A 13,058-nucleotide genomic window follows, 5' to 3' on the forward strand; every position below is an offset into this window, starting at 1 on the left:
TTCAGTATTTGATCAATCAATTAAAAACAAAAAGATGAAAAAAATATATCCATTAATATTATTTGTAGCAGCGCTTCTGTTCGTCTCCTGCGAAAGCTTCCTCACCGAAGAACCTAAAATGCAGCAGAGTACGGAACTCACTCTCGCTACATACAGCGGATTGAACAATGCCGTGTTTGGCGCTTATGCACCACTGGTTTCCGCGAACTGGTATGGAGCCTCCTTTGTGCTTGATGCTGAAATGCGCAGTGGTAACGGTTATCGCGACGTGAACAAAAATTCCGGTCGTTATACTGTTCCTTATGACTTCAGCTACACCTCAACTTCAACTCCCGCATTGTGGGGAACCGCCTATTTCGTTATTTCACAAGTGAACAATGTTCTCGTCAATTTGGATGGTAAGGCTGGAGTTGGTGGCGTCACCCAACAGGATGTTGACAACCTTCAGGCTGAATGCCTTTTCCTGAGAGGTCTGGCACATTTTGACCTGGTTCGCACCTATGCTAAACAGTATACTGTTGACAAGGATGCCCCCGGCGTTCCCTACGTGACAGTAACTGATCCTGCCGGAAAACCCGCAAGAGATGCTGTAGAAACAGTATATGCCAATATTCTCACCGATCTTACCACAGCCGAACAACTGATTGCCGACGACTACACCCGCGATGGTGTAGCCAGCAAAACATCAGTGGCAAGCAAGCTGGCTATCCAGGCATTGTTGTCGAGGGTTTATCTTTTCATGGGCGAATGGCAGAAATCTGCTGATTATGCAACCAAGGTAATAAATAGTGGCAAGTTCACTTTGTGGGAAGCAGATGAATATGCAGATGCATTCAAAGCTGATGCACAAGATGGAGGAGAAGTTATTTTCGACGTATATGGCATAAAGGCAAACACATACGATGGTTTTTGGGATGCAATAACCTGGCTTACCAATCCCGATGGATATTCAGACTGTGCTTCCAGCAACGACCTCATCTCTCTTTATGAAGAAGGTGATGTCAGAGGCGAGATGTTTATCGGCAATCCTGAAAAGGCTCCCGGCACCCTATGGACAACAAAATATGCTGGAAAAGAGAAAGGAACTCCAGACGTCAGCAATACCATTGTATTGCGTCTGAGCGAGATGTATCTCAACCGGGCAGAGGCAATCATTCGCGGAGCAACAGTCGCAGGAGTGAGCGCTTTAGCCGATATAAATGCTATCCGCGCTAATCGTGGTGCTAGTGATCTTACAAGTGCAGGTATAAGTGACGTACTCAAAGAACGCAGGCTTGAACTTGCCTGGGAAGGACATTTCTGGTACGACCTCGCACGTACAAAAGGCAGTGTTACACGCACACATTACAGCGGTTCAGAAGTTAACAGAAACATTCCGGCAGACAGCAAGTTCTGGGCCCTTCCCCTCAACAAAAGAGAATTGGATGTCAATGAAAACCTGGTACAGAATCCCGGATACGACAGTTAATTAAATAATATTCTGTTTGAATCCTGTTTAACACAGCATTTTTTCAACATATCTAACAAAGGAAAATATGAATAAAATTTTATTATATCTAACACTTCTGGCGAGCGTTACTCTCTTCGGAGCTTGTAATTTGAACGAATCGCCGGAATTCAACGATGCCGATGCATTTGTCGCTTTTGGAGGAAACAGTTTTTCGGTAGAAGAGACTGCAGAAGTCTTGAAAGTACCGGTGAGACTCACCTCATTGAAGAATCTTACTTCGACTGTAACCTATGAATTGATCGACAGCACTGCCATTGCCGGCAGAGACTATGAACTGAGCGGTGGAGCCACTGTATTGAACTTCGATGGCAAAGAGCCTGTTCAGTATATCGAATTTAACATCCTGCCGCACGAAGGCGTATTTACCGGCGACCGTATTTTCGGCATAGCTTTAAAGAGTGCCAGCAATGTGAGTCTGGGAAGCAACGACACTGTATATGTGAAAATTCTTGACCTTGACCATCCGTTGTCTGCTATCTTGGGCGATTATGCAGTTTATGGTCCGAACTATTTTAGCAATAGAGATGATAATTGGACGGTTAAGTTAGAAAAAGACGACGAAGGAGATGTTTCCAAGGTATGGATTTCCAATCTGGTTGTTGCCGGAACAAATCAGAAAGTATACGGTATTGTAAATGAAGATATGACGAAGATTGAAATTCCGGTTAAACAGACTATCGCCACATCATCTTCTTACAACTCCATTGTACTTGAAGGATTTGATAATGCAGACATAAACAGTGCAGACCTTCTTCCTGATGGATCTAAACTGACTATGACACTCACTCAGGATTCTCCAATTGTATTTACAATGGATCTTCCTTTTGGATCGCATATTATCGATGTTGATAGCTGGTATAGCATTGTTTTGGCGGGTGCTACTTTCACCAAAAAATAATCAGTACGAATTTCAATAATTACAATATAACAATATGAAAAAATTCATTGCATATCTAGCAGTTTGTGTGGCCATTGCATTCACTAGCTGTACAGATTTCGGGGATGAAAACCAATTGACGTTGCCCCCTGCTCCAACAGCAGAAATTTCGGGTGTGACACCAGCAAGTGAAACAGTCACCTTTAAAGTGGCACCCTCCGGGCCAGCAGGATACTATGCATGGCTGATTGTAGAATCGGCAACAGTGGATTCCACACTACAGGCAACCAATATACTTAAACAGACTGCCAATGGCCTAGCCAAAGGAATTGTAGAGTACTCTAAGAAGTCTGACACTACCGTAGTAGTTAAAGATCTGACTCCCTATACAGTCTATCAGATCTATGCAGTAGCCTCAAGCAGCGATGGCGTTGTCAGTGCAATAAAGAACGTCAGCTTCCGCACACTCGATGACGGAGGAAAACCGACACCCACGGCTGTAAGTGTGACAGATACCATAGTAACCATTACGTTCCACGAGCCACTACAGAAGGGTAACGGAAACGTATATGTCTCCTATTTCGCTAAAAATACTGTATCGGGACACAAACCGTTGAAAGTTGCCCCCGGGTATGAAAGCTATAATCCTCAGGATATATTGGTAAACGCCAACTCTATCTCTGTCGACGGTACAAAGCTTATCGTAAAATTGCCGAATGCCCCGGCAGGAGCGTATGCAAGTGTTACATACGATGCAGGCGCCGTGCTTGATTTAGAAGGAAATGGTTCAAGTGCATATACCCAGAAAGCAGATACACTCATCAACGGTGTACCTAGTCGCGGGCTGACTGTTCATTTGGCCAATAAGACATGGAAACTCCATAGTGAATTCGAAGAGATTAACCCAGACACAGTCGAGGCTTTCTCCGATTGGAAAGAAAAGTTATTGTTTGCATTCGCAGATGAAGGCACGATAATCAGGAAAGCTGTTGCCACCAAGACTCCGACCGTTGTCTACAACCAACCTGGCAGAAAATCTACCTTGGATGTAAAAGATTGGGGTATACTAAGTAACGCTGCAGCCTTCTACCTCCCCGAGGAGCCACCATTTGGTGCTACTATTGATTTGAACGTGCCGGCAGGTGCATTCGAAGATATTTATGGCAACACCAACGAATCATTGGCTGTTGAAGGCAATTATCTCTACAGCTATGGATATGATTATGATGATGTGACTGGGACATACGATGTAGATTTGACTAGCTACTTTGATGGAGCTCTTCCGACAGAATCTGGGATAATCATTGAAAAAGATCCTGACTCGGACGACCTGCTGATCAAAAATCTTTTGTCATTAGGTACCGTGATAAAAGGCACATTTGATCCGGTACGTGGAACCATTTCATTAGAGGATTCACAATTATTGATGGAAAATGTAGAATTCAGTTCAGGTATTTCAAATATTCTCTTTGTAGACGCAGAAGGTTTCGGACCAGTTATTTTTAAAGTTCCAGCACCTGGGTTGATTACTTCAAGTCAAATGTGGGGATACTATCTCGAGCAAATCGATGGTTGGTATGATGCATTCACTGCCTCAACATGGACGCGTACATCTACCAGCACCTCTGCTCCAGCTTCATTAAATTCTGTGAACGGGAACCGTTTAAATACAGTAATTAAGGAAGTACGTAAGTTGAACAAATAAATTCAAGTGAATATAGCGGATGAAAAGGGTGTCTATTTGGGGCACCCTTTTTTTGCTATGCTTGCATGTATGAATAATTTATGCTACATTTGCGTGCAATAAACTTTTCAACATATGAAAAAATCGGCACTCATTTTAACAGCAATATGTTTAACTTTTGCGTTACAAGCTCAGAATATTACTACCATGTGGCCGTATAAATATTCCGATTTCCGAGACGGTACGGTCTACTTCCTGAATAAAAGAACCTTGTCGGCTCCAGTTAACATTCACCTGCTGAAAAGTTCCCTGCATTATCTGGATAAGGAACAGATAAAAGAGGTAACCACTTCCGAAATTGTTTTGGTTAAGATTGAAGAGGATAGCTACTATATGCGAGATAATCAACTGATGCGTGTTGTAAGTGGCGACAGTACAGGCTTCGTTGCGGAATTGCTGTTAGCCGATTTTGACGCGTTGACCGAAAGTGGCGGTGCATATGGTTCATCATCCAATGTACAGGCTACCCGTAAACTCTCTTCTTTGGAAGTTGGCGGAATAAACATAACAAATCACATGGAACTGAAAAGCAATAAAGATGGTGGCTCCCTGTTGCCTGTAAAGAAAAAATATTTTATCGTAACCCCTGATGCACTATATCCTGCCACAAAAAAGGGAATTGAATCTCAGTTACCTGCAAACAGGTTAGCCGATTTCAGGCAATTCCTTAAGCAAAACAAAGTATCCTGGAGAAATCCAGAATCTTTATCCGTTCTGTTACAATTTTTTAATGAATAATTTCACACATGAGGAGAATATATCAATTGCTCGCATTAGTTGCATTGATAGCTTGTACTAATGAAGATTTTCCACAAACTGAAGAAACCACACAACAACAGGAGACAGAGCAAGTAGCAACACAATTATATGAGAATGGCTTGGTGCGGATTCTGGTTACAGAAAACCTCTCCGATCAGATGGAAGCATTGGCACGTGCAGGTGAGCGCCGCACAAAAGCACTAGCCGTAAATGACGAAATTTCAGAAGTCAAAATTCGTTCAATTCAACGCACATTTCCCCACGCCGGACGTTTCGAGGAACGAACCCGCAAGGCTGGTCTGCACTTATGGTACGATGTGGAGTTTGATACTTCTGTGCCATTGAATGAAGCCCATGCCAACCTCTCCGGGGTCAAGGGCGTACGGAAAGTGGAATATCGTCCCGTCGCAACCAGATATGAAACCGGAAATGTTCTGGAAGTAGTCAAGAGTGCGGTCGAAAACGTAGCCAAGCCTTTTGCCGCCATGCCATTTAATGATCCGCGACTCTCTGACCAGTGGCACTATTTTAATGATGGATCTCTCGGTGATAAATATATATCTGGAGCAGACATCAACCTGTTTAACGCCTGGAGTTATACCACCGGTACGCCAGAAGTGATTGTTGCCGTAATTGATGGAGGGATCGATTTCACCCATGAAGATCTTGCAGCCAATATGTGGATTAACAATGCCGAGAAAAATGGCACCTCTTCGGTTGATGACGATAAAAATGGCTATAAAGATGACATCCACGGTTACAATTTTGTAGCTAACATCGGGAAATTGGTTCCCAATGATCATGGTACACACGTGGCAGGTGTTATCGCGGCTGTCAGCAACAATGGAAAAGGTATCTCCGGCATTGCTGGTGGCAACGGAAGGACCGACACAGGAGTACGGTTGATGTCGTGTCAGATTTTCGTCGACGACAATGATCCCTATTCTGATAATGCAGGACGAAATGCGGCTGCCGCAATCAAGTATGCTGCCGACAACGGGGCAGTAATCTGCCAGAATAGCTGGGGATATCCTACACTTACAGAAACACCAGCATCGGATAAGGCAGCCATAGACTATTTTATCCAATACGCAGGTGTTGATGAGAATGGCAGACAGACAGGGCCCATGAGAGGGGGAATTGTAATCTTTGCTGCCGGAAATGAGAACAGGGAGGCTGCAGCCCCGGCAAATTACGAAAAGGTTGTGGCTGTTTCATCAATCGCACCTGATTACAAAAAAGCCTATTACTCAAACTACGGCAGCTGGGTGGATCTGGCAGCACCTGGTGGTGATGCACAAAGTTTTGGCAATAGGGGAACTGTCTTAAGCACCATTGTTGGAGGTTATGGCTACATGCAGGGGACATCCATGGCATGCCCGCACGTTTCAGGCGTGGCTGCTTTGGTACTCTCTTATTACAAGGGAACCGGCTTCAATCCTGATATGCTGCGTGCACGCCTTGAAAATGGAGCTACAAATATAGATGGATATAACACAAACTATAGGGGAAAACTTGGGAAACTTCTGAATGCACATGCAGCCCTTGCCAGCGGAAGTACAACCCCTCCTCAAAATATCGGCACAATAAACGGAACCGTTCAATCCAACGTGGTGACGCTTAACTGGACCGTTCCTGTAGATCCCGATGATGGAAAACCTGCCGGATTTAACGTATTTGTTCGCAAAACACCACTTACAGGAATCAACGTGAAAAATCCTCCCTCAGATGTGGATGTTAGAAGTTTTCCCATTGGTCTGAAGAACGCAGGAGATCAGTTCGAAGCTCAGGTTGACGGACTCGATTTTAATACACAATACTACTTTGCAGTGAATGCATACGACTTTTCCGGTAATGTTTCAGCACTCTCTTCACAGATAACTCGAACAACATTATCGAACAAGGCTCCCATTATCACTGTCCTTGACAGTACAAATGTAACGCTTAAGGCTTATCAATCGGCTAACCTTCGTTTCTCGGGAGCTGATCCAGACAGTCACGACATCTGGTGGAAAACCGAACCTTCGTCGTTGGAGGGTGTGTCGCTTGCGGATCTTGGCAAAGGTCAGGTTCAGATTACAATTACCGGATCCATGGTGAAACCGGGGAATTACAGTCTGGATCTTATTCTGGAAGATGAATATGGCGCTGTTACAACTGAGAGGATCAACTATGAGGTGCTGGAAAACCATGCTCCTCAAATAGTGGCACCGCTCGAGAGTATAATCATTGGAGCTTTAAACAAAGAGATTTCGCTTCCCCTCTCGAACTATTTCACTGATCAGGATAATGAACCGCTCAAGTATACTTTCAACAACTCCACTCCTTCAACAGCAAATGTAAACGAGAACAGGGGGCAACTCTATATCGTCTCTCTTGCATATGGGATAGCAAATGTAACTGTAACAGCAACTGATGTGTTGGGATTGTCCGTGTCGCAACAATTCAACATCCTGATAAGAGACGAACAACAGGAAATTGATCTCTATCCTAATCCGGTAAAAGATTTTCTCTGGTTAAGAATGGGAGAAGAACACCGTTCAGTGGTGACAATCTTCAATAATTCGGGCGTTAAAATCTATGAAAATGAATTGAATATTTCACCTTTTGCACCTGCACGGATTGATATGTCCACTTTCAGCGGTGGCGTTTATAGTGTGAAAATTAAATATGAAAATAAAGAGATTCAGAGGCAGATTATCAAACTATAATGTTTATTTATCAATAGTTCGTTAAAAATATAGTTTGGAGTCAAGCAGCACTTGCTGCAAACTCAATGAGTTCCTTGACAAGTTTATCATTTAATCTTCTGTTCGGTTTAATGCCGGACACGCAAATAAATCGTTCAAGCAAGTAGGCATTGTGTATCATCGTTTTACATGATGCCATCGAAAAAGGAATACCTCTTTCCCTTGCCAGCACCTTTGCCAGGTTGACCGAGGTAAGAGATGCATTAAAGTTGAACGATAGCTTTGCTACGTCCCTTGCCTGCGATTGCATCAGTCCTGTGAAGCCTTTGGCATCCCTGAAGCAAAACTCGATCTGAAAACGGGTGCGGTAAAATTCTATAACATCTTTTCCACTCATCTCAGGATTGGTAGAGAAGAACAGTTTTGGTTTTTTCCCATCCTTGGAATACCAGATGACAAGCCTGACCATCCGTTTAAGTGATTTGGAATAGGCTATCAAGGTGTAGAGATCACCGTTATCAATATTGATCTTTTGCACTCTGGTTGTATCCAGGTTGGCCATGTCAATCTTTCCGTCGTAGAGTTTAGGCCTGCCTTTCTTGCCTGTCGGTTTCTGCAGTGTTGGATAATAAAGTGCGGCGTCATCCCTGAAGCGGCTGACCAGATCAAACTTCATCTCTTGCAGACCCGTAACGAAGTTGTTCTTTGCGAAGTAGGCATCGGCAACCACGTGACGGCTTGCCCGATGGAGTTTCTCCCGCATCGATTTAATGACCAGCAGGTACCAGTCAATCAGGTTGGCATCACGACTCTCCAGGGTTTGACGGTCCGGAGCCTGAACGGCCTGTAGACTGATGCAATCCTTGTTGTCGACGTCTATAAGGCCCACTCCCAGGATTTCCAATCCTCTTTTCGCCTGACCGGCTGCACCCGACCAGAAGTAACCAATCCAAGGGGTATTCTTTCCTGATTTGGATATATAACTGGGATCAATGGCAATTGCCTTGCGATCTCCGGTTAATACCCTATCAGACAAAGACAAGTTAAACTCCAGCCAATCAAAATCCTTCGAGAAGTTCTGGCGAAATCGCTGTTCACACGACTTGCCATATCTCCCCAATTGTAGGAAATTAATCCTGCCGGGAATGACCAGATACAAAATAAGCGTCTCCATAAAGAATGATTTGAAACTTTTGTTTAACTTCGTAGTTAGTTCACCAAGAACATCACTACAGATACCTCTATATTGGTTAAGTATGCTGGTTCTATCCATCTTTATTAGGTTTTAATCAGCTATAAAGATACTGATAATCAGCTACTTAACCATCTTTTTTATGTTAAACTATGTTATGTAAATCATTGAATTTTAATTGGTTAATTGAATATTTACCGAAGTATTGATTTATAAAAACCTTTTGAAAATAATAGTTTCTATCATATGAAAAAAAGATTAATTTCCTGTCTCACTTTGCTGATAGCAGTTGCAACTCTCTCCTTCAGTCAAAGTGTTTCATTTATAAATACGCCATCTGATGCCCGCACTGCAGCAATGGGTAATGCAGGTTATCTTGTATCCTCTCCGTTCTCCGTACAATACAACAGTGCTTCGATTATGACCGAAAGCATTCTCCAGAGCGGGATTGGTGTCTCCATATTATCATGGCAGCCCCAGGAAATAGATGCTACACTCTTTAATGTGGCAGGCTATCATAAAATCAACAAGATCGGACTATTGGCCGGGATTCGCTCAAATAAGATGGGGAATATTGCAAAATCAGACGAAAATGGGAATATTATCGGTTCTTTTGCCCCGTCTGAATTAGCTCTGGAGTTAGGGCTAGGTTATGGCATCACCCAGACGCTTTCCCTTGGCATCTCCCTTCGTCATCTTTCTTCCCGGATGGATGAGAGTATAAAATCTTCAGCAGTGGCTTCAGATTTCTCTTTGGTTTATCATCATGATAAATTTTTATTGGGATTGGGAGCATCCAATCTGGGTTCAAAAATTGATTACGGTAATAAGAAATACTCGTTGCCTGCACGCATTAAATCGGGTATTGCCTATAATTCCACATTCAATGACAACCACAATCTACTTACCGTTGCAGATCTATTTTACCAGATAACTCCCGATTATAGCGGTCTGGCGAGTGGTCTGGGACTTGAATACAACTACAGGGAAATTATTGCGCTTAGATCAGGCTATCATTTTGAAAGCAAAACTGTTGGAAGCTCGTATATAACTGTAGGCATGGGGGCAAAATTCTCTGGATTTTCATTAGACCTGGCTTACATGACCGCAGCGGAGGACAATCCAATAAGGCAAACTTTTCTTTTCTCGCTTAAGTGGGTTAAGTAATTGACCGGTGGATATAAAAAGCTGCACAAGGTGCTGAAGCACTTCGTGCAGCTTTTTTTGTAATACAAACCACCCCTCCTCACTTTTCACAGTATGAATTAATCTGATTACCTGTGCGATTAATTATACAAACGTTAAATTTTAACTCAAAACGAGACATCAAGCGCATAAATTATCCTTATTCAGCAAAAAAAATTAACTTTGCCACTAATAAATCAGAGAAAAAATGCGCCTTTTCTATTATATCTCCGTTGCTTTTATAGCAATAGTCCTTTTCATTGCCTGTAATGGTAGGGAGAATAATGAAATTCGTAAAATGCTTGCGAGATGGGATACCCTGCTGGAGAAAGAACCCTCCGCCATTTCCGACAGTCTGAACAGGATTGACCCAGGCACACTTTCTCGTGAGAACCGCGCATATTATAGCCTGCTCAAAACCATCGCCGACGATAAGACTTACTATGAATTCAAAAGCGACTCCCTCATCAGCAAGGCGGTAGACTTCTACCATCTCCATGAACCGTACGGTAACAACTATATCCGAGCCCTCACCTACCAGGGAATTGTCCGCACCCGCATGGGAATAACAGACAGTACCGTCTATGAACCCTTAAAGAAAGCGGAGAACATCTACCATGCCAACAATAATCCCGACCTGTCAATCGGATATATCCTCCACTATTTCTTAGGGAACACCCACTATTACAACAGGAATTTTGAACTGGCAGACAAATATTTCCAGGAAACGCTGGACAATGCAAAACTCAAGAACGATTCATCCCATATCTTCGATGCCTATCTGGCCATTTTTTGGAATGAAATGGCCCAATCGAATTTTGTTGCAGGAAAACAATATCTAGATACATTGAACAGATTCATCAATTTGTCTCAAGAAGCAAATTATTTTATACTGAATGCAAGCTCGGTTTACTATGAGTCAATTGGAAATTATTCATATTCGCTAGAATATGTAAAAAAACAACTTAAAGTATCCAAGCAACTTAAGGAGAATATTGATATCGCAAGCCTTTACTACATTGTATCAGACAGGTATAAAAACTTAAATCAATTGGACAGTGCAATGCTCTACGGACAGATGGCCATTGAGAGCATTGCCGATGAAAGTAAAAATGAGAATTATCTCTTTTACGAAAATGTCGCCAATATTGCCGAAAAGCAGCAAAACTTCTCCATGGCTAACAAATACCGGAAACAGGCTTTTGAACTTTACGAAAAATCTGTAAAGAACCGACTCAACACCCAAATCATGGAGCTGGAGAAAAAGTATGACCTCTCCGAAGCCGAGAACATTGCACTGAAATCGCAGCAGAATACGCTGATCATTGCCCTGATTGCCCTTATGCTGGCCATGTTAGCCTCCATCCTGATCATGTTAAATATCAAAAACCGCCGGGAGGCAAGGATAAAACTGATGCAGCTGGAGCACGAGGCGGAGACACGGGCCATCGAGACCAAGTTGCTGGAGGAGGAGGCGAACAAACGCGACTGGCTGATCCAGCTTTACGGGCATATATCGAACAGGCTTACCTCGCTGCAGGAAAATTTCAATACCCTGTCGCAACGATACGTCTCATCGCACCCGAAAGTATATGAGAGCATGTACAATATCCTCCATACGGCAGAATCGGACCTCAGGGAGATGCCCAAGAACCTGATACCCGACGAGAATACGTTTACATTATATACTAATCTCACCAAGGAGACTGCCGCACTTTTCAATACCAACGAAAAGATCCTTTTGATGCTGCTGGTATGTAAGGCAGACAACCGGCAAATCTCCACTTTTATGAACACCTCGATAGAGAGTATCCGTGCAAGAAAATCGCAGTTAAAGAAAAAAATGATCGATCACGGTATCGATGCCACCCGTTTTTTTTGAATTTTCGAAGCAATAATTGAATGAAAAGTATGTTGAACCCCCGTTAAGGGCGTTAAAATCACAGTCTATAACATCTTTATTATAAGTATATTAATCTACATTTACCCGTTAAAATTCGCACAGGGCATTGTTTTTCTTGTCTGTTGTTTATTATTTTGTGTCCGTAATCCATAACAAAATTTACCCTTATGAAAACAAGATTCTTTTACATGATGGCGTTAGTTTGCAGCACGCTTTTTTTCTCCTCTTTTACTGTTTCTTCTGTTGATGAGATAACAGAGATTAAAGATCAACAGGATAAAATATTGTTAAGTAGAACAGGGGGAACGACCCGCGGAGTAACCGGAGTGGAAGTTACTGCAACTACAGACGGCAAAACGGCTGTTGCTATATCGGTGACCGACTTTACAGGCACTGCTGTAGTACAGATCATCGGAGGAAGGACATCGGCCCAATACTCTTTCTATGTAAATGAAATGGGTTATGAGGTGATCAACATCGGCACTTTGAGGGAGGCTACGTACACCATCCGGATTATTCTGGACAACGAGGTGTTTGAAGGCACTTTTGTAAAGGTACCAATCATCCGATAATATTTAACAACAGACAAGTGATGACAGATAAATATGTATTTTCAGATGTAAGCACCTGCACTTTCAAATTCTCTGACGGGAAAAGGGCTGTTGTAAAGTCTGAACCAAGGAAAGAGATTGTACTGGTAAAATTCATTCCTCACACATCGAAAAAGGACTCTTTTCAGGAGGCCGTGATTGCAAATTACCCCGATGCGAAGAATGTCAGTGAATTGGCAAAAAAATGCAACTACGATTGCCTTAAGACGTTTACACGTCACTTTAAGAAACATTTCAACCAAACACCTTATCAATGGATGCTAGATAGGAAGATGGAAGAGGTACAACACCTGGTACTGGAGTCTGACCTCTCAATCTCCGACATTGCCAAGATCTGCGGGTTCAACAATCTCACTCACCTGGTGAATGCCTATTCCAGCAAATTTGGGATTCCGCCATTCAGAAACAGAATGCAAGAGAATAAAAGTGCAATTTGATTATTTTACAAAAGGAGTTGTTATACTGTTACACAATTTTCATGATTCAAAAAACGGGCATTAAAACCCGACTTCTTCTCATAAACCCTTTAACTGAAACTTCATTGTGAATGTAATCAATGCGAAACGCCCCTTATCGGGGCGTTTTTT

10 protein-coding genes are annotated in these 13,058 nt (G+C 42.7%); 9 read left to right on the forward strand and 1 reads right to left on the reverse strand.

Annotated features, from left to right (window positions below; all coding sequences use genetic code 11):
• Positions 1–34: 34 nt before the first annotated feature.
• The 5 genes from ING2E5A_RS11815 (at position 35) to ING2E5A_RS11835 (ending at position 7,601) form a co-directional block, all read left to right on the forward strand.
• A complete protein-coding gene (locus ING2E5A_RS11815; RefSeq protein ID WP_071137571.1) occupies positions 35–1,468 on the forward strand; it encodes a RagB/SusD family nutrient uptake outer membrane protein in 1,434 nt (477 codons plus the stop codon).
• Positions 1,469–1,535: 67 nt separating this feature from the next.
• On the forward strand, positions 1,536–2,408 hold the full coding sequence (locus ING2E5A_RS11820; protein ID WP_083373327.1) for a Calx-beta domain-containing protein: 873 nt from the start codon (positions 1,536–1,538) through the stop codon (positions 2,406–2,408).
• Between the two features lie 34 nt (positions 2,409–2,442).
• Positions 2,443–4,092 (forward strand): hypothetical protein, encoded by a 1,650-nt coding sequence (locus tag ING2E5A_RS11825; protein ID WP_071137573.1) that lies wholly within the window; start codon positions 2,443–2,445, stop codon positions 4,090–4,092.
• A 114-nt stretch (positions 4,093–4,206) separates the two neighbouring features.
• Positions 4,207–4,869: a hypothetical protein gene (locus tag ING2E5A_RS11830; RefSeq protein ID WP_071137574.1), complete on the forward strand. Its 663-nt coding sequence runs from the start codon at positions 4,207–4,209 to the stop codon at positions 4,867–4,869.
• A gap of 8 nt (positions 4,870–4,877) precedes the next feature.
• Complete coding sequence (locus ING2E5A_RS11835; protein WP_071137575.1) at positions 4,878–7,601, forward strand: S8 family serine peptidase; 2,724 nt, start codon at positions 4,878–4,880, stop codon at positions 7,599–7,601.
• Positions 7,602–7,641: 40 nt separating this feature from the next.
• Here the strand turns inward: ING2E5A_RS11835 and ING2E5A_RS11840 are convergent, their stop codons facing one another.
• On the reverse strand, positions 7,642–8,853 hold the full coding sequence (locus ING2E5A_RS11840; protein ID WP_071137576.1) for a transposase: 1,212 nt from the start codon (positions 8,851–8,853) through the stop codon (positions 7,642–7,644).
• Positions 8,854–9,018: 165 nt separating this feature from the next.
• Here ING2E5A_RS11840 and ING2E5A_RS11845 point away from each other — a divergent pair, with 165 nt between their 5' ends.
• The 4 genes from ING2E5A_RS11845 (at position 9,019) to ING2E5A_RS11860 (ending at position 12,908) form a co-directional block, all read left to right on the forward strand.
• Positions 9,019–9,939, forward strand: a complete 921-nt coding sequence (locus ING2E5A_RS11845; RefSeq protein WP_154670085.1) for a PorV/PorQ family protein — start codon at positions 9,019–9,021, stop codon at positions 9,937–9,939.
• Between the two features lie 316 nt (positions 9,940–10,255).
• Complete coding sequence (locus ING2E5A_RS11850; RefSeq protein WP_071137578.1) at positions 10,256–11,839, forward strand: hypothetical protein; 1,584 nt, start codon at positions 10,256–10,258, stop codon at positions 11,837–11,839.
• A 188-nt stretch (positions 11,840–12,027) separates the two neighbouring features.
• Positions 12,028–12,432, forward strand: a complete 405-nt coding sequence (locus ING2E5A_RS11855) for a hypothetical protein (protein ID WP_071137579.1) — start codon at positions 12,028–12,030, stop codon at positions 12,430–12,432.
• A 20-nt stretch (positions 12,433–12,452) separates the two neighbouring features.
• On the forward strand, positions 12,453–12,908 hold the full coding sequence (locus ING2E5A_RS11860; protein ID WP_071137580.1) for a helix-turn-helix domain-containing protein: 456 nt from the start codon (positions 12,453–12,455) through the stop codon (positions 12,906–12,908).
• The last annotated feature ends 150 nt before the right edge of the window (positions 12,909–13,058 follow it).

This window comes from Petrimonas mucosa (genome assembly GCF_900095795.1).
Lineage (GTDB): Bacteria > Bacteroidota > Bacteroidia > Bacteroidales > Dysgonomonadaceae > Petrimonas > Petrimonas mucosa.